The 20864-nt window shown below is 64.2% G+C and carries 20 protein-coding genes and 1 tRNA gene; 11 read left to right on the forward strand and 10 right to left on the reverse strand.

All coding sequences use genetic code 11. From position 1 onward, the window contains the following. Positions 1 to 85 precede the first annotated feature (85 nt). The 5 genes from AC1POX_RS05850 to AC1POX_RS05870 form a co-directional block, all read right to left on the reverse strand. Positions 86 to 1138, reverse strand: a complete 1053-nt coding sequence (locus tag AC1POX_RS05850; RefSeq protein WP_008576822.1) for a LacI family DNA-binding transcriptional regulator — start codon at positions 1136 to 1138, stop codon at positions 86 to 88. Positions 1139 to 1493: 355 nt separating this feature from the next. After that, positions 1494 to 2912: a M28 family peptidase gene (locus AC1POX_RS05855; RefSeq protein WP_014090907.1), complete on the reverse strand. Its 1419-nt coding sequence runs from the start codon at positions 2910 to 2912 to the stop codon at positions 1494 to 1496. 123 nt (positions 2913 to 3035) lie between these two features. After that, positions 3036 to 3467, reverse strand: coding sequence for a large-conductance mechanosensitive channel protein MscL (gene mscL, locus AC1POX_RS05860; protein ID WP_003487203.1), 432 nt, complete (start codon positions 3465 to 3467; stop codon positions 3036 to 3038). Positions 3468 to 3527: 60 nt separating this feature from the next. Beyond that, positions 3528 to 4241, reverse strand: a complete 714-nt coding sequence (locus AC1POX_RS05865) for a fumarylacetoacetate hydrolase family protein (RefSeq protein ID WP_008576826.1) — start codon at positions 4239 to 4241, stop codon at positions 3528 to 3530. A gap of 465 nt (positions 4242 to 4706) precedes the next feature. Further along, complete coding sequence (locus AC1POX_RS05870) at positions 4707 to 4982, reverse strand: hypothetical protein (protein ID WP_008576828.1); 276 nt, start codon at positions 4980 to 4982, stop codon at positions 4707 to 4709. 258 nt (positions 4983 to 5240) lie between these two features. Here AC1POX_RS05870 and AC1POX_RS05875 point away from each other — a divergent pair, with 258 nt between their 5' ends. Beyond that, positions 5241 to 5582 (forward strand): Rieske (2Fe-2S) protein, encoded by a 342-nt coding sequence (locus AC1POX_RS05875; protein WP_008576830.1) that lies wholly within the window; start codon positions 5241 to 5243, stop codon positions 5580 to 5582. Positions 5583 to 5642: 60 nt separating this feature from the next. Here the strand turns inward: AC1POX_RS05875 and AC1POX_RS05880 are convergent, their stop codons facing one another. The 4 genes from AC1POX_RS05880 to thiS all read right to left on the reverse strand — a co-directional run bounded on the left by AC1POX_RS05880 (position 5643) and on the right by thiS (position 9634). Continuing rightward, positions 5643 to 7505 carry an SLC13 family permease gene (locus AC1POX_RS05880; protein ID WP_029820147.1) on the reverse strand — a complete coding sequence of 621 codons (1863 nt, stop codon included), beginning with the start codon at positions 7503 to 7505 and terminating at the stop codon, positions 5643 to 5645. A 37-nt stretch (positions 7506 to 7542) separates the two neighbouring features. Beyond that, a complete protein-coding gene (trmB, locus tag AC1POX_RS05885; protein ID WP_029820146.1) occupies positions 7543 to 8334 on the reverse strand; it encodes a tRNA (guanosine(46)-N7)-methyltransferase TrmB in 792 nt (263 codons plus the stop codon). A 255-nt stretch (positions 8335 to 8589) separates the two neighbouring features. Continuing rightward, positions 8590 to 9384: a thiazole synthase gene (locus AC1POX_RS05890; RefSeq protein WP_029820145.1), complete on the reverse strand. Its 795-nt coding sequence runs from the start codon at positions 9382 to 9384 to the stop codon at positions 8590 to 8592. 49 nt (positions 9385 to 9433) lie between these two features. Then, the gene (gene thiS / locus AC1POX_RS05895) at positions 9434 to 9634 is read right to left on the reverse strand and encodes a sulfur carrier protein ThiS (protein WP_008576838.1); all 201 of its coding nucleotides are present in this window, start codon (positions 9632 to 9634) and stop codon (positions 9434 to 9436) included. Positions 9635 to 9823: 189 nt separating this feature from the next. Between thiS and AC1POX_RS05900 the strand changes: the two genes are divergently transcribed. The 6 genes from AC1POX_RS05900 (at position 9824) to AC1POX_RS05925 (ending at position 14032) form a co-directional block, all read left to right on the forward strand. Continuing rightward, positions 9824 to 11608, forward strand: coding sequence for an autotransporter outer membrane beta-barrel domain-containing protein (locus AC1POX_RS05900; protein WP_372356855.1), 1785 nt, complete (start codon positions 9824 to 9826; stop codon positions 11606 to 11608). 118 nt (positions 11609 to 11726) lie between these two features. Next, a tRNA-Gly gene (locus AC1POX_RS05905) sits at positions 11727 to 11800 on the forward strand. 203 nt (positions 11801 to 12003) lie between these two features. Then, on the forward strand, positions 12004 to 12162 hold the full coding sequence (locus tag AC1POX_RS05910) for a hypothetical protein (protein WP_159065595.1): 159 nt from the start codon (positions 12004 to 12006) through the stop codon (positions 12160 to 12162). A 191-nt stretch (positions 12163 to 12353) separates the two neighbouring features. Continuing rightward, positions 12354 to 13046, forward strand: a complete 693-nt coding sequence (locus AC1POX_RS05915) for a thermonuclease family protein (protein WP_029820074.1) — start codon at positions 12354 to 12356, stop codon at positions 13044 to 13046. 110 nt (positions 13047 to 13156) lie between these two features. Further along, the gene (locus tag AC1POX_RS05920; RefSeq protein WP_008576845.1) at positions 13157 to 13549 is read left to right on the forward strand and encodes a hypothetical protein; all 393 of its coding nucleotides are present in this window, start codon (positions 13157 to 13159) and stop codon (positions 13547 to 13549) included. A gap of 90 nt (positions 13550 to 13639) precedes the next feature. After that, positions 13640 to 14032: an H-NS histone family protein gene (locus tag AC1POX_RS05925; RefSeq protein WP_008576847.1), complete on the forward strand. Its 393-nt coding sequence runs from the start codon at positions 13640 to 13642 to the stop codon at positions 14030 to 14032. Between the two features lie 624 nt (positions 14033 to 14656). Here AC1POX_RS05925 and glgX read toward each other — a convergent pair. After that, a complete protein-coding gene (glgX, locus tag AC1POX_RS05930; RefSeq protein ID WP_031423887.1) occupies positions 14657 to 16789 on the reverse strand; it encodes a glycogen debranching protein GlgX in 2133 nt (710 codons plus the stop codon). A 501-nt stretch (positions 16790 to 17290) separates the two neighbouring features. Here glgX and rimK point away from each other — a divergent pair. From rimK to AC1POX_RS05950, 4 genes are all read left to right on the forward strand, one after another. Beyond that, positions 17291 to 18178: a 30S ribosomal protein S6--L-glutamate ligase gene (rimK, locus tag AC1POX_RS05935; RefSeq protein ID WP_029820072.1), complete on the forward strand. Its 888-nt coding sequence runs from the start codon at positions 17291 to 17293 to the stop codon at positions 18176 to 18178. A gap of 208 nt (positions 18179 to 18386) precedes the next feature. After that, complete coding sequence (locus tag AC1POX_RS05940; protein WP_039582692.1) at positions 18387 to 18830, forward strand: hypothetical protein; 444 nt, start codon at positions 18387 to 18389, stop codon at positions 18828 to 18830. Between the two features lie 25 nt (positions 18831 to 18855). Beyond that, positions 18856 to 19533, forward strand: coding sequence for a response regulator transcription factor (locus AC1POX_RS05945; protein WP_003490678.1), 678 nt, complete (start codon positions 18856 to 18858; stop codon positions 19531 to 19533). Further along, positions 19526 to 20860 carry a sensor histidine kinase gene (locus tag AC1POX_RS05950; RefSeq protein ID WP_008576864.1) on the forward strand — a complete coding sequence of 445 codons (1335 nt, stop codon included), beginning with the start codon at positions 19526 to 19528 and terminating at the stop codon, positions 20858 to 20860. The genes AC1POX_RS05945 and AC1POX_RS05950 overlap by 8 nt, the downstream gene beginning before the upstream one ends. Positions 20861 to 20864: the final 4 nt, after the last annotated feature.

Genomic DNA, 20864 nt, shown 5'->3' on the forward strand with positions numbered 1-20864 from the left:
GCGGTCGGCCGCGACGGCGCAGCGTGCGCACAGATTGAGGTGCTGCGTCTATGCCGACCCGGGATGGTGATGGCGCGCTGTGGCGCTATGTCTTCGGCGGCCCTGCCGTCGAGCCACGCTTGACCAGCGTGTACTTCATCACCTGATGCACGCCGGGTGCGGTGTCGCCCTTGCGGCGTTGACGAACCGCGTCGGCCAGCAGTGACACAGCAGCACGACCCATCGCAGTGACCGGTTGGTGCACGGTGGTGAGTTCGGGCCAGATGGTGGTGGCCACCGGCGTATCGTCGAAGCCGGCGATGGAGACATCTTCGGGCACGCGCAAGCCCAGTCCGTGCGCGACCGCCACCGCTGCGGCCGCCATGTCGTCGTTGCTGCAGAAGATCGCCGTGGGTGGTGGCCGCTGCGCCAACAGGCTGCGTGCGGCCAGAAGACCGGAGTGATAGGTGAACAGGCCCTCGGCGATCAAGCCATCTGCGACCGACACGCCGGCAGCGTGCAGGCTGTCGAGATAGCCGTTGGCGCGCAGTGCGCTCGGGGTGTGTTTGGGGTCGCCCTTGATCAACGCAATGCGACGATGCCCGAGCTCGATCAGGTGGTCGACGATGGCGCGTGCGGCCTGGTAGTCGTCGATCCGCACCGAGCTGATTTGCGCCATCGGTGCGCCGCTGGCCACCGCCACGACCGGAATGCCGCGCGCATCGAGTTCGGCGATGGTCTGGCGCGAGTCGCATAACGGCGGTGGCAGGATCACCCCATCGACGCCGGCAGCGAGCAGGCGCTCGGTGGCCGCACGCTGGCTGCGGATGGCGCCGCACTTCTCCACCATGACCTGGCTGCCGGTGAGGCTGCTCTGCTCAAGCAGGCCGAGCATGAATTGATTGAGGTATGCGGCGCTCGGGTTGCTGTACAGCACGCCGATACGCAGCAGCCCGCTGGTCCGCAACGAGCGGCCGGCGAGGTTGGGCCGGTAGCCCAATGCCTGTACCGAGGCCTCCACGCGCGCGCGCATCGCTTCGCCCACATGCGGGTGACGGTTGATCACACGCGAAGCGGTCATCGGCGAGACGCCGGCGTGTTTGGCGACATCCAACAACGTCGCCGCATTGTTCGCACTGCGTTGGCGCTTGGCCACCATTGTGTGTGCTCATCCTGGAGTAAGAGCGAATGCGCGCGCTACCGGTTCGACGTGTGAAGCGACCACGGAAAACAACCGACCTATCACCTGACGCAGTACCAGCGGCGGCTGCCGGTCATCGCCGAATCCACCGCCTACGCACCGCTGCCGAGCAAGTGATGTGCCTCTACCCGGTACGACCCGCGGTCAGTGGCAGCCGCTTCATCGCAACTGCGCACTTGCCAGACGAACGCGCCGATCTGCGCAAGCAGCAGCGCCAGGCATCGTGCGATTCCTGCATGCGCCTGGCGCTTGGAAACCGGCAAATCACGGCCGAATCGAGCGTTCGGCGCATGCGCTGCATCGTCCTGGCCATTCACTCGCTCGGCGGTTGCACGCTCTTCGCGCGGCTGCCGAAATCGCCATCGGCTTCTGCGGCGAGATACGCAAACACAGTGTAGGCGGCCACGTTCTGCGCGAGCGCCTTCGGGTCGATCTTGTCCAGCGTGTCGTCGGCGGTGTGGTGCAGGTCGAAGTAGTCGGTGCCATCCTGCGCCAGCCACCCCCAGGCTCCACCCTTGGCGGAAATCGGCCCGACATCCGGGCCAGGGCCGCCCTTGCCCGGTTCATACGCGATGCCCAGCGGTGCCAGCACCTCGGCAATCTGCCTGGTCGCTGCACGCGAGTCGTCCGGTGCGGCCGCGCCGGTGTTGAACGCATAGATGCGTCCGGCGCCGAAGTCGCTTTCCGCGCCGATCTGATGCAGTGCCATGTCCTTGGCATCGGTGCCATGCGCGGCGGCATACGCCTTGCCGCCGTACAGGCCTTGCTCCTCGTTGGCGAAGGCCACCACGCGGATGGTGCGCTTGGGTGGCTGCTTGAGTTGGCCGATCAGGTGGCCGGCAGCCATCGTGATCGCCACGCCGGCGCCATCGTCGATGGCGCCGGTGCCCAGATCCCATGAATCCAGATGTCCGCCGATCACCACCACTTCCTTGGGCTTGCTGCGCCCGGTGATTTCGCCGATCACGTTGTATGAGGTGGCCGTGCCGTCCCAGCCGCAATCCAACTTCAGGCGCACGCGCGTGCTGCCCAGTGCGGTGAGCCGCGCGAGCTGGTTGGCATCGGGCACCGACAGCGCTGCAGCCGGCACCGGCGTCAGGCCCTCATCGAAACGGGTGATGCCGGTATGCGGCACGCGGTGCGAGTCGGTGCCGGCCGAGCGCATGACAAATCCAATGGCACCCTTGCGTATCGCTTCGGACGGCCCCTTGCTGCGCACGGCGCCGCCATTGCCGTAATCCTTGCCGTCGCGCGCCTTGACCATCTGGTAATCGACGAAGGCAATCTTGCCGGCCAGCGAGCCGGCTGGCGCGGCCTGCAACGCAGCCAGCGTTTCGAAACGCACCACCTCGCCCTCGACGGTGCCGCCCGGGCTGCCGCCCAATGCGGTGATGGTCAACGGCTGCGCATGCGCCCCGATCACGACAGCGTGTTCGCTGCGACGCTCCCATTTCGGAAAGGTCACCGGCTCGGTCCATACCTTGTCGAAACCCAGCGAAGCGAATTTCGCCTTGGCCCAGGCCACCGCACGCGGGTCTGCTTCGCCCCCTGCAATGCGCGGGCCCACCTCGGTGGTCAACGATTGGACCACCGAAAAGCCGGTGTCATCGGCCAGCGCCTGCTCGCGTAGCTGCGCTGCGGTACGCAATGCGCTGTCGGGGATGCTGGTCTGCGCGGCGAGTGCGGAGGAGCAGGCGAGTAGGGCAGAGATGGCAACAGCGAGACGACGCATGCAGGGCGGCTCCAACGACAAGGGGACCCCGAGCTTATCAGCGCGAGGTCCCCCGTCTGCGTGCGAAAGGTCATCCTTCTGCGCGAAGTTGCGCCACAGGATGCGCCAGTTGGTTGTGCCCGCTTAAAGCGCGCCCGGCGGCTTGAGCGTGTCGTTCTTGAGCGCGTCGCGAATCTCGCGCAGCAGCAGTACTTCTTCGCTCGGGCCCTTCGGCGCGTCCGGCTTGCGATGGGTCACGCGGTTGATCAACTTGACCACCAGAAAGATCGCGAAAGCGATGATCAGGAACTGCACGACGGTGTTGATGAAATCGCCGTAGCCAATAGCAACGGCCGGGATTTCCTTGCCGGTGGCATCGACGCCGGCCGGCTTGAGTACCCACGCCAGGCGCGAAAAATCCACATTGCCGATGGCCCAACCGATCGGCGGCATGATGATTTTCTCCACCAGAGCGGTGACGATCTTGCCGAACGCCGCACCGATGACCACACCGACCGCCAGGTCGATGACATTGCCGCGCATTGCGAATTGCTTGAATTCGCTGACCATTCCCATAGTGCACTCCAACTGCGGTCGCGGACCAACTGCCGCAGCCCGATCGTAGCCGGCTCGATGTCAGCCCGCGATGATGCCGTGGCGCTCGGCGACGTTCTCCAGGCGCGCACTGAACTGGTCGCCCGGCAGCAACGGTCCGACGCCGGCCGGCGTGCCCATGAAGATCAGGTCGCCTGCGCGCAGTGCGTAGAGTTTGGAAAGCTCATGCAGGATCTCCGGCACGTTCCAGATCATTTGATCCAGCAACGACTGCTGACGCACCTGGCCGTTGACCTCCAGCGACAGATTCAGCGCCTCCAGCGCGCCGACTTCGCCGGCATGCACCAGCTCGCTGATCGGTGCGGAGTGATCGAAGCCCTTCGCGATGTCCCACGGCAAGCCCTTGGCCTTGGCCGCGGCCTGCAGGTCGCGACGGGTCAGATCCAGGCCCACGCCGTAGCCGTAGATCAGGCGCTCGGCCTGTTCCACCGGCAACTCGCCGGCCGGCGCATCGCTGCCCAGCGCCACCACCAGTTCCACTTCATGGTGCAGTTCCTTGGTGCCGGGCGGGTAGGGAATGTGGTCGCCGTGGCCGACCACGATGGCATCGGCAGGCTTCATGAAAAAGGTCGGCTGGCCACGCTCGGCCTTGGAGGCTGGTGCGGTGGCGCCCATCTCGCGCGCATGGTCGGCAAAGTTGCGCCCCACGCAGTAGATGCGATGCACCGGAAAACTACCACCACCCACCACAGGAATGCGCGGAACATCGGCGGCGGGAATCACATCGTGGGTCATGCGCGCATCCTCAACATACGGGCAGATGAGTCTAGCGGTTCGCCTGTGTACGACGGAACCATGACGCTTTGCATCCAGTGCATGACATGGCCGGGCTGGCAGCGCTGCGAGGCCTCTGAAGCGTCGACGCGTGAGTGGCAATGCGTACAACCAGACGATTGCGAACCCACTACAGAGCTGGCAGTGCGGCGCTGGCGTTCGATGCGAGCGCGGTGTGCATTGATGCGGCAGTGAGAAGACGTGCGCGCAGGGCGGTGAACTGGTGCTCGAAGCAGCACCCAATGCGCCTGTAGCCCATCAGCGCAGCGCAGCACCCGGCGACATGGCACTGCGCAACGCGCGGCAAGCCATCGCACGCCAGGTGTGGCGTGCTGGAATCAAATCATCATCGATGCAGGCATCGGCCAACCCCCGCACCTGCTGCGCAGGTCGAGACCGCGGCGCAGCGATGCAGTCGGCCAGGTGTCAGTGCGACAACGGCAACGCGGGCTTGCGCACCACGTGGTACTCGGCGTCGACCACGCGTGCCTGCTGCGGTGTGCGGCGGTTCGACTTGCTCAACAGCTTCCAGGCGATGCCGCCCAGGATCATTGCTGCGCCAACGAACACGCTGAAGAAGATTAGCACCGCAAGGATCACCAGACCGGCCAGGCCGGCGGCAACGCGCACCAATGGGTGACGCGGCTTGCGCGGCGCAAACAGGTGATGGAAGTTGCCGAATTGGAAGAGGCGTGCGGGCATGGCGGTGGGCTGCCGGGCAGGAAACGAGGGCGCAGTATCGTTGCGGTTTCATGTCATTGAGTGAAAAGTTCGTTAATTGACACTGCAATTTGCGAAGGCGATCACGTGCGGCAGGCGTCGATGACGGCGTATACGGCCAGTTGTGGCCGGTTGGCTGGGCAATGGCGTTGTCCCGCAGTCGCCGTCTGGGGCTCCCCGTGCTGGCCAGGCGCGCATGCCACAATCCAGGCCCATTGCCATCGTTGCCCGGTCCCCTGCATGTCGTTGCCATCGCCCACCACGCTTGCCACGTTGATGCAGATTCCCGATGCCGGGTTTCTGGAAGTGGAAGCACTGCTGGAGAGCGGTGCCGAATCGCTGGTGCTGTATCGCGAAGGCACCCAGGTCCGTGCGTGGTTGAACATCTGCCCGCATGCCGGCCGCCGGCTGGACTGGGCGCCGGGGCAGTTCCTGAAGACCAAGGAAGGGCAGTTGGTCTGCGCCGCGCACGGTGCGGCCTTCGAACTCAGCGGTGGCGAATGCGTCAGCGGCCCATGCCGCGGCCAGTCGCTGTTTGCGGTGCCGGTGCGGGTTGAAGATGAGCAGGTGCTGCTGGGGTAAGCGGCAGGAACGATTGCCGATGACGCTTTGTCGGCCGCTCGAAAAAAGCGCAACGCCGGATCAGCGCGCCGCCCACCAGAACATCAGGTTGATCACCGATACCATCACCACGATGTAGATCAGCGACAGCGGTGCGCCCACGCGCCACAACTCGCGCGGTTGATAGTTGGCCGGGCCGGCCACCATCGAGATCACCGGGTTGGACGCGGTCATCAGGTTGTTGGACGCCGACAACGCCACGATCAGCGCGAACGCGGTGGGGTTGCCGTTGGCGGCCAGCGCCAGATTGACTGCAATGGGCACCATCACGATGGTCGCGCCCACGTGGCTGATCACCAAGGAAAAAGCTGTGGTCAACAGTGCCAGGCTGATTTCCAGCGCCCACACCGGCACGCCTTCGGGCAGGCGGTCGATGGTGTGGCCGGCAACCCAGGCCGCGGTGCCGCTGCTGTCCATGGCCCAGCCCAGCGGAATCAGCCCGGCCATCATGAAGATGGTCTTCCAGTTGATCGAGGCGTAGGCCTCGTCCATGCGCAGCACGCCGCTGACCAGCATGCAGGCCACGCCGGTCATCAGTGTCAGCGCCACCGGCAGGCGCGAGGTCAGTGCGATCAGGATGGTGAAGGCGAAGATCGCCATCGCGATCTTGAACTTGTGCGGACGCTGCTCGCCTTTGGGGAAGTCGGTCACCGGCACGAAATCGCGGCTTTCCGCCGCCTGCACCAGGTCCTGCCAGATGCTGTGGAAGACCAGCATGTCGCCGGCGCGCAGCGGCACGTTGCGCACGTCTTCGCGGATGACCTGCTTGTCGCGGTTGATTGCCAACAGGCTGATGCCCGCCTGCTTGCGCAAGCGCAATTCGCCGGCGCTCTTGCCGATCAACCGCGAGTTCGGCGGAATCAACGCTTCGGAAATACCGGCCAGGCTGGGATTGAACAAATCGCCCAGGTTGCGCAGGCGCGAGGACATGCGCAGGAACTGGTTTTGCGCAAAGTCGGCCACTTCCTGGCGCGGGCCCATCGCGCCGAGCACGCTGCCGACCCAGATGCGCATATCGGCCGGCGGTGCCAGGCGGGTGTCGTTACCGGTCTTGAGCGCAAGCAGCAACGGTGCATCGTGCAAGGCTTCGGCCTCGCCCAGGGTCATGCCCACCAGCGGGCTTTCGGCGGTGACGGTCAGCTCGAACACATCGCCGTCGATGCCGTAGGTCTTGGCGAAATAGCTTTCGGTGCGCGAGGGCGTCACGCCTTCGTTGATCAGGCGTTCTTCTTCGATCAGCTTGCGGTCGCCGTAGAAGCGAAAGTACAGCAGTGCGGCGATCAGCAGCGCCACGCCGATCGGCAGCGGCGCGAACATCGTCAACGGCTCGATGCTGGCCATGCCCGAGGGCAGGTTGTTGTTGGCCGAGACCAGCAGGTCGTTGAGCAGGATCAGCGGCGAATTGCCCACCATGGTGAGCGCGCCGCCCATCACGATGGCCGCGGCGATCGGCAGCAGCATGCGCTGCAAGGTGAGCCCGGTGCGTGCGGCCAGGCGCGAGGCGACCGGCAGGTACAACGCCATCACCGAGGGGTTTTGCATGAACGAGGAGTTCAAGCCGGAGATGGCCAGCGTCATCATCATCAGGCGCTGCTCGCTGCCGTGCGAACGCCGCAACAACCAGGTGGCCAACCGGTTCAACGCACCGGTGCGCTCCAGCCCCGCGCCCAGAATGGTGGTAGCGATGATGCTCATCACCGCATTACCGGAAAACCCACCGAACAGTTCTTCCGGCGCCACCAGCCCGGTGACGCCCAAGACCACCAGCACGATCAATGCCACCACGTCGGCGCGAATGCGCTCGAACAGGAACATCGCCATCGTGAAACCGACCAGCCCGAGGACGAGCTTCATATCGTTGGTCAGCGTCAGCGCGGTGTCCATTGGGGGCCGGGATTCGTGATTCGGGAGTGGAGATTGGTTAAAAGCGCTGAAGCGTCTGGTTGCCGGGGATGCCGCTGTTACGAATCCCCAATCCCGATTCCCGGTCATAAAGCAAATCCCACACACCGTGCCCAAGCTTCTGGCCGCGCGTCTCGAAGTGGGTTTGCGGGCGCCAGGCCGGGCGTTCGACGTGGCCGCGTGGGCCGGCGCGATTGACCAGGCCCGGGGTGGCATCGAGCACGTCCCACATCTGTTCGGCGTAATCGGCCCAGTCGGTGGCCGCATGCAGGCGGCCGCCCTCGCGCAGCTTGCGCACCAGCAACTGCGCGAATGCCGGCTGGATCAGGCGGCGCTTGTTGTGCCGCTTCTTGTGCCATGGATCGGGGAAATAGATACGCACTTCGTCCAGCGCGCCGTCGGCGATTTCGTGTTCCAGCACTTCTACCGCGTCGTGGTGATACAGGCGCACATGGGTGCTGCCGTCTTCGTCCAGCGCGTTGAGCAGGCGGCCCACGCCAGGAGCATGCACCTCGATGCCGATGTAATCGCGGCTTGGGTCCTGCTGGGCGGCAAAGCGCAACGCGGCGCCATTGCCGAAGCCGATCTCCAGCACCTTGTGCGCATCGCGTCCGAAGGTGGCAGCCAGATCGCGCGGCGCACCGGTGTAGTCCAGCCCGAACCGCGGCCACAGGTCGTCGAAGGCGCGTTGCTGCGCGGGGGTGAAACGGCCCTGGCGCAGCACGAAGCTGCGCACCTGCCGGCGGCCCTCTTCGATGGTGAAGGGCTTGGGCGGCATCTTGGCGCCGTCGCTGGTGAAAGGATCAGTCATGAATTAAGTCATCGGCAAAACGAAAGCCCCTCTCCCACCGGAGCGAGGAGGCACAGTTGCGCGCCATGGCGCGCGTGCCTGGGAGCGCCCACGACGCAGGCACGGGCCGGGGCGCGGGGCGGGGCGGAGGTCGGGGTGAGGGTACGGCGTGAGGGGGGGCGCTCGCAGCAACGCGCGATCTGGCCGCGGTCATATCCGGTACTCCGCACTGCCAACCATTGCGCCTCGGCTGCAATGTCAACGCAGACCGCCCACTCATCCAATCACACCATCCACCGGGCTCGACGCCGATGCATAGCGCTTGCGCGGAATCCGCCCGGCCAGGAACGCCTCGCGTCCGGCCTCGATCGCCTTGCGCATCGCGCTGGCCATCAGGATCGGGTCGCGCGCACCGGCAATGGCAGTGTTCATCAGCACCCCGTCGCAGCCCAGCTCCATCGCAATCGCCGCATCGGAGGCGGTGCCGACGCCGGCATCGACAATGATCGGCACCTTGGCGTTTTCGATGATTTCCAGCAGGTTGTACTTGTTCTGGATGCCCAGTCCCGAGCCGATCGGCGCGGCCAGCGGCATCACCGCCACGCAGCCGATCTCTTCCAGGCGCTTGGCCAGGATCGGGTCGTCGGAGGTGTAGACCATTACCTCGAAACCATCGGCGACCAGTTGTTCGGCAGCCTTGAGCGTCTGCACCACATCCGGGTACAGCGTCTTCTCGTCGCCGAGCACTTCGAGCTTGGTGAGGTTGTGGCCGTCCAGCAGTTCGCGCGCCAACCGGCAGGTGCGTACCGCCTCTTCGGCGGTGTAGCAGCCGGCGGTGTTGGGCAGCAGCGTGTAGCGCTCCGGCGGCAGCACATCCAGCAGGCTGGGTGCGTTGGGATCCTGGCCGATGTTCACCCGGCGAATGGCGACGGTGACGATTTCGGCTGCGGCGGCTTCGGTGGCCAGGCGGGTTTCGTCCAGGTCCTTGAACTTGCCGGTGCCGGTGAGCAGGCGCGAACGGTAGTGTTTGCCGGCGATGACCAGCGCATCAGAAGGGGCGGGATTCGTCATGCGGCAATTATCACCGATCGGACGCGGATGCGCCGGCTTGCGCGGCGCATCAGCCTCCGCCCAGCGCGTGCACGATTTCCACCACATCGCCCTCGCGTAATGCGTGATCTGCATGCCGTCCGCGCGGCACGATTTCGCCATTGACCTCTACCGCGACGCGGCGTTGTGCTAGGCCTTCCTGCTCCAGCAGGGTGGCCAGCGGCAAATTGTCCGGAAGCGTGCGCGGGGTGCCGTTGAGTTGGATGTTCATGTCATCATTGTTGCATCGCGTGCCGCTCCGGCGCGCGTTTTTGCGTTATGCGGCAATGCAGCGTGAGCGCGGGCGGCCAGGGTGAAACCATGTGCCATTCGCCAGCGTACGTATGCACGCCGGTCCGGTCCCACTCACTATCAAGCAGGCATTCCGATGGCTTCCACACTTCGCCCGATCCGCTCCCTGATGGCTATGGCCATCGCTATTGCGGCCGCCCCGGCCATGGCCGAGTCGGCCTTCGACCAGACCGTGTTCTTCGGCGACAGCCTCACCGACAGCGGGTATTACAACCCGCTGCTGCCGGCCGCTTCGCGCGCGGTCACCGGCAAGTTCACCACCAACCCGGGTTGGGTGTGGGCCGAATATGTCGGTGACCATTTCGGCACCAATGCCGCGCCCAACGGGAACGGCCAGACCGGCGACAACTACGCTGCCGGCGGTGCGCGCATCCAGGCCAGCTCGGTCAGCGCACTCGGCGCTGCGCCGTCGGTGACCAGCCAGATCAACACCTATCTCACCGCCAACGGCGGCCGTGCTAACCCCAATGCGCTGTACACCGTGTGGGGCGGGGCCAACGACCTGCTCGCCGCGTCCCTCGCTCCGGCCCAGGCCCAGGCCATCATCGGCAGCGCAGTCACCGCCCAGGTCGGTGCCGTGGCCACCTTGCAGAATGCCGGCGCGCGTTACGTCATGGTGCCGACCATTCCGGACGTCGGCCTCATCCCGCGCTTCCGCGCCGGCGGCGCCGTGGGGATGGCGCAGGGCACCGCTGCGGCCACGGCCTATAACACCGCCTTGTTCAATGGCCTGCAGTCCGCTGGCCTGCGCGTGATTCCGGTCGACACCTTCCACATGCTGCAGGAAATCGTCGCCAACCCGGGCACCTATGGTTTCAGCAATGTCACCAGCACCGCCTGCAACCCGGCCGTGCCGTTGCCGGCCTGTAACCCGACCAGCCTGGTCGCCGCCAATGCGCAGAACACCTATGTGTTCGCCGATGGCATCCACCCGACCACGGCGGTGCACCAGATCCTGGGCGAATACGCCATCTCGTTGCTGGAAGCGCCGCGTCTGCAGCAGGTGCTGACGCATTCGGCGCAGGCCGGCGGCCGCGCGCGCGCCGACCAGGTGGCCTGGCATCTGGACGGCAAGCCGGACGCCGACGGCATGCGTTGGTGGGGCAGCGTGCGCGGCGACATGCAGCGTTACGACCACGCGGACCTGTACGACGGCATGGCGCCGGCCGGCCTGTTCGGTGTGGATTGGACTGCAGGCGACCTGGTGTTCGGTGGTTTTGCCGGTTTCGGCCGCATGGACGCCGACTTCGGTAACCGCAACGGCAGCTTCAAGCAGGACGACACCACCCTGGGCGGCTTCTTCGGCTGGTACACCGGCCCGGTGTGGGTCAATGCGCAGGTCAGCTACAGCTGGCTGAGCTACGACGTGGACCGCGAAGTCCAGCTTGGGCCAGCCACCCGCGTGCACAGCGGCTCCCCCGACGGCAGCAACCTCACCGCCGCCCTCAACGCCGGGTATTCGCTGGGCGAAGGCAACCTCAAGTACGGCCCGGTGGCCGGCCTGACCTGGCAGAAGATCAAGCTCGACGGCTATACCGAAAGCAACGACAGCGCCACCGCGCTGGGCTACGCCAATCAGGACATCGATTCGCTGGTGGGCCGCGTTGGCTTCCAGGTGCGTCTGGACGGCGCCATGGTCAAGCCGTACCTGCAGGCAACCTACGACCACGAGTTCAAGGACGGCGGCGAAGCCAGCGCCTGGCTGCAGTCGATGCCGGAAGTGGGCATGTACACCGTTCCTGGTCAGAACTTCGATCGCAACTACGCCACTGTCGTCCTGGGTGCCCGCACCGGGCTGTGGGGCTTGCAGAGCAACATCGGCCTGAGCACCACCACCGCCCAGCGCAGCGCCCGCGACGCGACCTTGTTCGTGAACTTCAGCGGCAACTTCTGAGGCGCGGCAAGCCACAGATAACTCACACGCAACATCTGAGGGCCGGGCAACCGGCCCTCGTTCTATCTGCGCACATTGCGCCGGACACCTGCGCCCGCATAAACTCTGTCAGCGCCAGGCGGGCGTAGCTCAATGGTAGAGCTGTAGCTTCCCAAGCTACTGACGTGGGTTCGATTCCCATCGCCCGCTCCATATCCGGCACGTTTTCTTGCCGAGCGCATCGCTCCGCAGTTCACTCTCCCCCGATTGATGCAGCCGGTGATCAGGTGATCGGCGCTACGCGATTGCGCATCACTCTGAGCCACAGCGCATCGACGTTGGTCATCGCGCGTTCGGTGTTGGCAGCGTCCCGCGCTGTACATGACGCATCGTGCGCAACGAGCGGCGCAATGTGCATGCTGAAGAAATTCGCCTCTGGCACCCGTCTGGTCATTGCTTCGGCTGAATATCCTCCAGCGAATTTTCGCGTGTCATCAATAGCGACAGAGCGCGCTTATCTGCCTGCGCGCCATCCATCACACTGCGTGCCCGCTCTGCGCATGGAAGACATCTGAAACCTGCACAAAGAACGAGCAAAAAGGATGGGCATCGCGGATGGATTGGCATACAGTGCCCGCCCCTGCGCTGGCATTGGTTGCCGGCGCAGATGTCAGGTTCGATGGAATGCTTGACCAGGCCGACCGGCTGCAGTGGCACTAAGGCAAGACACGCGGAGCGCAGTCTGCCGATTGGAAGGAAGTGGCTGTTGAAGTTGTTGAAGTTGTTGAAATGCTGGGTGTTGTCGGTACTGGTGCTTGTTGGTTTACCCGTAAGTGCTGCAGAGCTAGTTGGTCGTGCGACGGTGACCGACGGTGACACCATCACCGTTGCCCATCAGCGCATCCGTCTGTGGGGCATCGATGCGCCGGAGAGCGCGCAACAGTGCAGCGCACACGATGGCAGCGCCTGGCCGTGCGGCCGCCGCGCTGCAGCGGCATTGGATGGCTATCTGCTGGACAAGACCGTGCATTGCCAGCCGAAAGATACCGATCGTTATGGCCGCACGGTCGCCGAATGCTTCGTGCAGGGGCAGTCCGTCAATGCCTGGATGGTGCGCTCTGGCTGGGCGGTCGCCTATCGTCAATACGCTACCGCGTTCGAGGTAGACGAGGGCCTCGCGCAGCAGCAGCGCCGCAATCTCTGGCAGGGCGCGTTTCAGATGCCGGCAGACTACCGCCGCGACAAGAAGGCGCGGACAGCAACCACGCGCCAGGTTGAGGCATCGGCGCCAAGCAATTGCAGGATCAAGGGCAATATCTCCAGTGACGGCAAGAAGATCTTTCATATGCCGGGCCAGCGCGATTATGCAAAGACGCATATCTCGCCGGCGAAGGGCGAGCGCTTCTTCTGTTCGGTGAATGAAGCGGCTGCTGCGGGATGGAGACCGGCGCGGCGGTGATGGTGCTGCGGCGTACCGAGGCCCGCCGGCCTCCCGGCTTCTGAATTTTCTTGCGCAGAGTCGGGGAGATCCCGATTGAGCCTGCTCTAGCGCCGCCGCATAGTGCAGGCATGACCACCCATTCCCAACTCGTCGGCGCGCTGATCAAGGGGATGCGCCGTGCCGAGTCTGCGTGGGTGGCGTCGATCGCCTACGGCGCCGGGCTGGCAAGGCACGTGCGCACCGGCCATGTCACGCCGGACAATGCGGGCAAGGTCTTGGACATGTTCGCGCTCGATCCCGAACAGATCCGCGAACTCGGGCTGATTGGCGTGGAGGAGCTGGGCGAGGCGGTCTACCACGCCTGGTCGATCAATGCCGGCGAATTGGATCGGGTGGTGCAGTGGTTTCGCACGCCGCGGGTGGAATTCGTCGGCAAGCACTGCAGCGAACTGATCCGTGCCGGGCGAATCGGCCCGGTCCTGACCATGGCCCGCGAGCACGCCCTGCTGCGCCATCGCTGAGCGCCAGCAGACCCGCACGGGCCCGGGCGCTTTACGCTGGGCGGCCCAGCGGCAATACTCGTTGACCCGCCCATACCTCATGTTTTGCCAATGCGCCAGGATTCGCCCGCTTCACCCACCGCCGCCGCCCGGGCTCAACTGCTGGAAGAGCTGCGCAAGCTTGAGCAGGAAGAAGCGCAGCTGAAATACGCCCAGACGCTGGAAGCCTTCGACCAGGTGATCGAGGTGCTTACCCAGTTCGGCAACCGTTTCAATGCCAAGCAAAAATCCCAGATCGCCTCGCTGGCGATGACCGGCAAGACCAAGGGGCCGCTGTCTTCCACCGGCGAAGTGGTCGCCAAGTACTGGATTCCGCATTCCGGCGAAACCTGGTCCGGCCGTGGTCGTACGCCGCGCGCCTTCAAGGCCTGGGAAGGCACCAGCTCTTATAAAGAGTGGAAAGCCAATCATCCGGACAAGCGCTTCCCGCTGTATCCGGGTTGAGTCGCCCCACAAGGGATGTCGAAGGCCCGCAATGGGCAAGGCGTTGCTTTTGGCCTTCGATCTTTTGGTGAATGTCTGGCGCACAGCGCCCTGCTTTGCGCGTGTTATTCCAAGACACTTGGCTGATTTCGTTGGTCTGCGGAGCCATGCCGGACTTTTGATGATCTGGCAGCGATAGATGTTGTGGTGTTTGCACGCTTCAAGTCCGGTTGGCCGCAGATTTTTTGGTGGCGTCTGCTGGCTTTTGGCCGTGGAATGAACGCTCGAGTGCCGCAAGTTGCGTGTCTTCAAACAACGCATTCAATTCCCGATTTCAAGCAAAACCCACGCGCTCAATCATTGCGAGAAAGCGTTCGCCGTGTTTCCCGCGCAAATCTCAGCGATGGATGCTGACGCCTGCTGATTCCTGATCCAGGGAGAAAGCAATGATGACGCGGCCAACGTGAGAGATCGCACAGACTCGCTGGGGTGTTGCCATCGGCACATTACCCTGGCCACGCGCAAGCCGCGTGGCGCACGCAAGACCCTTCCGTCATTCCATCGTCGGAAACAAAAACGCTTGCTGCCTCTCCGATGCCGGTAGGCAGCAAGCATCGCTCCTGAGTGTGCGTTGCTGGGACGGCTTTACTGGTCGCTCTTGCACTCGAAGACCGACACGCTGCGCGGCGGGGCCAGGAATTCGCTGGCACCGGCCGGCATCATGTCCACTTCCAGCGCTTCGTCGGTGGAGAGCACCAGCTTCCAGTGCACCGGCTCATCGGAGGAGGGCAAGGTGAAGGTCACGCCCTCGTGATAAGCATTGATGACGATGAGCAAGGTGTCGTCATTGGCCAGTTCCTTGACCCCCGAGGTCTGCGCCTTGCCTTCCAGCAGCAGGCCCACCGAACGTGCGGCGGGGTCGGTCCAATGCGCATCGTCCATTTCGATGCCGCCCGGATTGAGCCAGGTGAGATCGCGCAGACCGGCTTCTTCGTTGTATTGGCCGTTGAGAAAGCGGCCCCGCGACAGGATCGGGTATCGCTTGCGCAGACGGGTCAGTGATTTCACAAACTCGGTCAGGCGGCCGTCGGTGGGATCGTTTTCCCAATCCAGCCAGGTGATCTCGTTGTCCTGGCAATAGGTATTGTTGTTGCCTCCCTGGGTCTGCGCGCGCTCGTCGCCGCTGAGCATCATCGGCGTGCCTTGCGATAGCAGCAGCGTGGCAAGCAGGTTCTTCATCTGCCGCTCGCGGATCTGCAACACCTCGGCGTTATCGGTGTCGCCTTCTTCGCCGTAGTTGCATGAGCCATCGTTGGACGAACCGTCGCGATTGTCCTCGCCGTTATCGATGTTGTGCTTTTCGTTGTAGCTGACCAGATCGCGCAGGGTGAAGCCATCGTGTGCGGTGATGAAGTTCACCGATGCCCACGGGCGCCGGCCGCGGCGATCGAACAGATCGGCCGAACCGGTGAAGCGGGTCGCAAATTCCGCCAGCTTGCCGTCTTCGCCTTTCCAGAACTCGCGCGCATTGTCGCGGAACTTGTCGTTCCACTCCGACCAACCCGGCGGGAAGTGACCCACCTGATAACCACCCGGGCCGCAGTCCCACGGCTCGGCGATCAGCTTGACCTCCGACAGCAGCGGGTCCTGGTTGCAGGCATCCAGGAAGCCGCCACGTTGATCGAAGCCGCTCGGCTCGCGGCCAAGAATGGTGGCCAGATCGAAGCGGAAGCCATCCACATGCATCTCGCCGGCCCAGTAGCGCAGCGAATCGTTGACGAACTGGATCACCCGCGAATTGCTCAGATTCAGCGTATTTCCGGTGCCGGTATCGTTGATGTAGTAGCGCTTGTCGTCGGCCAGGCGGTAATAGCTGGCGTTGTCGATGCCCTTGAACGACAAGGTTGGCCCCAGCTCGCTGCCTTCGGCGGTGTGGTTGTAGACCACGTCCAGAATCACTTCCAGCCCCTGCTTGTGCATGGCCTTGACCATGTCGCGGAATTCATCGCGATGGCCGCTGGACAGGTAACGCGACTTCAGCGCAAAAAAGCCGATGGTGTTGTAGCCCCAGTAATTACGTAGCCCCTTGTCGAGCAGATGCTGGTCGTCCAGGTAGGCGTGTACCGGCAACAGCTCCACCGCGGTGATGCCCAGGTCCTTGATGTACTGGAGTACCTGCGGCTGGGCCAGGCCGGCGAAGGTGCCGCGCACCGCCTCGGGTACCTGCGGATTGCGCATCGTGTAGCCGCGCACATGGGTTTCGTAGATGACCGTCTCATTCCACGGCTTGAGCAGGCGCGTGTCGTCTCCCCAGTCGTAGGTGTCTTCTACCACCACGCACTTGGGCATGAAGGGTGCGCTATCGCGCTCGTCGAAGCTCAGGTCGCCATCGGGATGACCCACCGTGTAGCCGTAGAGCTCGTCGGACCAGATCAGGTCGCCATCCAGCTCGCGCGCATACGGGTCCAGCAACAGCTTGTTGTGATTGAAGCGATGACCTTCGGTCGGCGCATAGGGACCATGTACGCGATAGCCATAGCGCTGGCCTGGCTTGGCATCGGGAAGATACCCGTGCCAGATTTCGTTGGTGTACTCCGGCAGGTCGACGCGGGTTTCGTTGCCCTGTTCGTCGAACAGGCACAGCTCGACACGCGTGGCATGCGCGGAAAACAGCGCGAAGTTGGTGCCCTTGCCGTCGAAGACGGCACCGCGTGGGAACGGGCGCCCCTGACGGATGCGGGAGGGATTGGCATAGGCCGCGCTTGCTGGACGTCGCATGGAGAGTCTCGGATGCGCCGGCACGCCGGCATTGAGGGGCCTCAAGCATTGCGTCTACAGCTGTGCAAAACGCGTTACGGCAACAGGGGTGTGGCGTGAGGGCGGCCGTCGGAATCGTTGACGTGGCGTGCCCTCGCAACGTCCCGTCGGCGCGCACGCGCGCCACAGTGCGGCCATGCGCAAGCAATCGGGCAAGGCCACCGACGGGTTGCGATCTGGATAAGGCACGCGCGAAGTGCGTTGCGCAACCACGCGTCTGCGTTGCTTGAGCGACGCGCCAACGCCCTGCTAGCATCGATCCGGTTGAGGCCGTGCAGCCACAGCGTTGTTGGACTTGTCGCGGTACTTCGCTCTTTCATTCTCGGGGCCGTCGCAGTCGGCCTGATCGCAGCGTACATCGCGGGCCTGCCGCGAACGCGCAATCGGCCTGCACTGTACGGACTTGGGTCACTTCGTCATCAGACTCTGCCCATGTCCAAGCCGCGCCGCGTACCCGCCGCGATGAAAATCGCCATCCTTTCCCGCAACAGCAAGCTGTATTCGACCCGGCGGCTGATCGAAGCCGGACGCAAGCGCGGGCACACCGTGCGCATCCTCGACCCGTTGCGCTGCTACATGCGCATCGCCGCCGACGGCTTCAGCCTGCACTACAAGGGCAAGCCGATCACCGGCTTCGATGCGGTGATCCCGCGCATCGGCGCCTCGGTCACCCGCTATGCCACCGCAGTGCTGCGCCAGCTCGAGTTCATGGGCACCTACACGCCCAACCCGTCGGACGCCATCCTGCGCTCGCGCGACAAACTGCGCGCGCACCAACTGTTGGCCGCGCAGGGCATCGACATGCCGGTCACCGTCTTCGGCGACAACCCCGACGACACCCAGGACCTGCTCTCCATGCTCGGCCCGCCGCCGCATGTGGTGAAGTTGAACGAGGGGGCGCAAGGCGCCGGGGTGATCCTGACCGAAAAGGCCAGCGCTTCGCGCGGGGTGGTCGAAGCGCTGCGCGGGCTGTACGCCAACTTCATCGTGCAGGAGTTCATCGGTGAAGCCGAAGGGGCCGACCTGCGCTGCTTCGTGGTCGGCGACAAGGTCGTCGCAGCAATGCGCCGCCAGGCGGCCGAAGGCGATTTCCGGTCCAATCTGCACCTGGGTGGCACTGCAGCCGTGGCCGAGGCAACCGAGCAGGAGCAGGAAGTGGCGGTGCGCTCGGCACGCGCCTTGGGCCTGGCAGTGGCAGGGGTCGACCTGATCCGGTCAAAACGCGGCCCACTGGTACTGGAGGTCAACTCCACCCCAGGTTTGGAAGGAGTGGAAGGCGTGTGCGGCGTGGACGTCGCCGCGGCGATTGTCCAGCACCTTGAGCAGTCCGTCCGCCGATCGGCCGGCTAACGGCTTTACCAAAAAATTAACGAAAATCTAATTACGGCCTCGCTAGCCTCTCCCGACCGTAGCTCCGCTCTCGGCAGTGACGGTGATCGGGATGAACTTTTGGCCCAAGTGCGGTGTCGCACTTGGGCCTTTTTATGGACGGCTTGCCGCTGTAGGGGTTCGCGTCTACATTCGCCAATGTTAAATCGGTCGGGCAAGGAGGCGTCGCATGGCAAAACGATGGAGTGTTACGGGACTGCTGCTCGCGACGGGCCTGATGAGCGGTCATGCATCGGCGGTGGTGCTCGATCTGGACAAGCCGTTCGAGCCTCAGGCGGCGCAGGTCCGTACCGATCTTGCCGACGGCGAGAAGTACTCCGAGATCAGTCAGGATGAGCGCGCTAAGGTGAACGCTGCGCTGGATCGAATCGAAGCAGCATTCCAGACGCAGCCAGATATCCAGGCACTGCAGCCAGAGCAATTGGCAGCGGTTCGCAACGATCAGGAGCTCGTCACCCGAATTTTGACCAAGGCACGCGAAGATAGCCGGCTGATTTGTCGGCGCGAGCGCGCGACTGGGTCGCAGATGAGTACGAAACAGTGCATGACGGCTGCCCAGCGGCGCCGTCAGACCACGGTGAGTCAAGACGAAATTTCTCGGCGCCAGCGCTAAAAACAGCTTAACGAACGAGGTTCCAGTGCGAATTCTAGTAATTGAAGACAACAGCGATATCGCCGCAAATCTCGGCGATTACCTCGAAGACCGTGGTCATACGGTGGACTTCGCCGCCGACGGGGTGACTGGCCTCCACCTTGCCGTGGTGCACGAGTTCGACGCCATCGTGCTCGACCTCAACCTGCCTGGCATGGATGGCATCGAGGTCTGCCGCAAGCTGCGTAACGAGGCGCGCAAGCAGACCCCGGTGTTGATGCTGACCGCGCGCGACTCGCTGGACAACAAGCTGGCCGGCTTCGACTCCGGCGCCGACGACTATCTGATCAAGCCGTTCGCGCTGCAGGAAGTGGAGGTACGCCTCAACGCGCTGTCGCGTCGCGGCAAGGGTGTGCACACCCGCGTGCTGGAAACCGGCGATCTGGAATACAACCTGGATACGCTGGAAGTGCGTCGCCGCGGCAAGCTGCTGCAACTCAACCCGACTGCGCTGAAGATCCTGCAGGCGCTGATGGAAGCCTCGCCGGCGGTGGTTACGCGCCAGGAACTGGAAACCCGCGTGTGGGGCGAAGAACTGCCCGACTCCGATTCGTTGCGCGTGCATATCCACGGCCTGCGCGCCGTGGTCGACAAGCCGTTCGATGTGCCGATGATCCAGACCCGCCACGGCATCGGCTACCGCATCGCCTCGCCCGATGCCTGAAAGTACGAGCGAGACGCGGCCGGCGCGCAGGCGCGGCCGCTATCGGCGGCGCCTGCGCAGCCGCATCATTCTGTCGTTCGTGTTGTTGGGCTTCTGCCTGACAACGCTGTTCGCCTTCGCCACCAACTGGGCGCGCTCGCGCGTGGAAAACCAGTTGGTGGAAGACGTGATGAACCGCAACATCGACGCCTTCGCGCAACGCTTTTACTCCGATCCGATGCGCAACCCCGATCTGCCCCTGCAGCAGATGCGCGGGCGCGTGGTCAAAAGCGACAAGTTCGAAGCGCTGCGCCGCGAACAACCGGAATGGTACCAGCTGCCCGACGGCATCCACACCATCACCGGCGTCGACGAAAGCGGCAATACCTATTCGTACAAGCTGGCGGTGCGCAAAACGCCGAGCGAATGGTTCTTCCTCGCCTACGACATGACCCAGGCGCTGAAGGGCGAAATCCAGCTCAAGCGCACCCTGATCTTGTCGGTATTAGTGTTCAGCGGGTTTTCGCTGCTGATCGGCTGGTGGTCTGCGTCCAAGGTGATGCGCCCGGTCTCCGATCTGGCTGCGCGCCTGCGGGCCTATCGTGGCGGCACTAGCCAACCCAAACCGCTGGCGGCGCATTTTCCGGACGACGAAGTCGGCCAGCTGGCCGAAGCGCTGGACGACTACTCGGCGCGTCTGACCGAAGTGGTGCAGCGCGACCGCGAATTCAACGCCGACGTCAGCCACGAACTGCGCACGCCGCTGGCGGTGATCCGCGGCGCTACCGAGCTGCTGCTGACCAAACCGAACCTGGACGAAAAGGTATTGCAGCGGCTGCAACGCATCCAGCGCGCCGAGCAGCAATGCAGCGATTTGATCGGCTCGTTGCTGTTGCTCTCGCGCAACGAGCGCGGGCAGGGCAGTAGCAACGTCGCCAAGGTGGCCGAACAACTGATCGACTCGCACCGCGCGCAGCTCGGTGGAAAACCCCTGGAGCTCGTGCTGGAAGGCGTGCGTGACCTGGTCATCGATGCCCCGGAATCGGCCCTGTCGGTCGCGCTCGGCAACCTGATCGGCAACGCCGTCAAATACACCCAGGATGGCCAGGTGCGCGTGCGCGTGCTGGGCGATGCAGTGGAAGTGATCGATTCGGGCCCCGGCCTGAGCGAAGAAGACGCCGCCAAACTATTCCAACGCGGCTACCGCGGCACCCATGCCGGGCACTCCCAAGGCGGCGGCATCGGCTTGTCGATCGTCAGCCGGCTATGCGACCTCTACGGCTGGCGGGTCAGCGTACGGCCAGGGCAGGAGCGGGGCGTGATTGCGACATTGGCGTTTCATCGCTAGCCAA

It is taken from the genome of Xanthomonas sp. NCPPB 3442, from assembly GCF_056725145.1.

Bases quoted from the DNA above. Each gene is read 5' to 3' on its own strand.
- AC1POX_RS05900 (WP_372356855.1), top strand. From the start codon at position 9,824: ATGGCTATGGCCATCGCTATTGCGGCCGCCCCGGCCATGGCCGAGTCG.
- rimK (WP_029820072.1), top strand. From the start codon at position 17,291: ATGAAAATCGCCATCCTTTCCCGCAACAGCAAGCTGTATTCGACCCGG.
- mscL (WP_003487203.1), bottom strand. From the start codon at position 3,467: ATGGGAATGGTCAGCGAATTCAAGCAATTCGCAATGCGCGGCAATGTC.
- AC1POX_RS05950 (WP_008576864.1), top strand. From the start codon at position 19,526: ATGCCTGAAAGTACGAGCGAGACGCGGCCGGCGCGCAGGCGCGGCCGC.
- AC1POX_RS05865 (WP_008576826.1), bottom strand. From the start codon at position 4,241: ATGACCCACGATGTGATTCCCGCCGCCGATGTTCCGCGCATTCCTGTG.
- trmB (WP_029820146.1), bottom strand. From the start codon at position 8,334: ATGACTGATCCTTTCACCAGCGACGGCGCCAAGATGCCGCCCAAGCCC.
- AC1POX_RS05925 (WP_008576847.1), top strand. From the start codon at position 13,640: ATGCGCCAGGATTCGCCCGCTTCACCCACCGCCGCCGCCCGGGCTCAA.
- glgX (WP_031423887.1), bottom strand. From the start codon at position 16,789: ATGCGACGTCCAGCAAGCGCGGCCTATGCCAATCCCTCCCGCATCCGT.
- AC1POX_RS05910 (WP_159065595.1), top strand. From the start codon at position 12,004: ATGCTGAAGAAATTCGCCTCTGGCACCCGTCTGGTCATTGCTTCGGCT.
- AC1POX_RS05855 (WP_014090907.1), bottom strand. From the start codon at position 2,912: ATGCGTCGTCTCGCTGTTGCCATCTCTGCCCTACTCGCCTGCTCCTCC.
- thiS (WP_008576838.1), bottom strand. From the start codon at position 9,634: ATGAACATCCAACTCAACGGCACCCCGCGCACGCTTCCGGACAATTTG.
- AC1POX_RS05940 (WP_039582692.1), top strand. From the start codon at position 18,387: ATGGCAAAACGATGGAGTGTTACGGGACTGCTGCTCGCGACGGGCCTG.
- AC1POX_RS05880 (WP_029820147.1), bottom strand. From the start codon at position 7,505: ATGGACACCGCGCTGACGCTGACCAACGATATGAAGCTCGTCCTCGGG.
- AC1POX_RS05875 (WP_008576830.1), top strand. From the start codon at position 5,241: ATGTCGTTGCCATCGCCCACCACGCTTGCCACGTTGATGCAGATTCCC.
- AC1POX_RS05870 (WP_008576828.1), bottom strand. From the start codon at position 4,982: ATGCCCGCACGCCTCTTCCAATTCGGCAACTTCCATCACCTGTTTGCG.
- AC1POX_RS05890 (WP_029820145.1), bottom strand. From the start codon at position 9,384: ATGACGAATCCCGCCCCTTCTGATGCGCTGGTCATCGCCGGCAAACAC.
- AC1POX_RS05850 (WP_008576822.1), bottom strand. From the start codon at position 1,138: ATGGTGGCCAAGCGCCAACGCAGTGCGAACAATGCGGCGACGTTGTTG.
- AC1POX_RS05920 (WP_008576845.1), top strand. From the start codon at position 13,157: ATGACCACCCATTCCCAACTCGTCGGCGCGCTGATCAAGGGGATGCGC.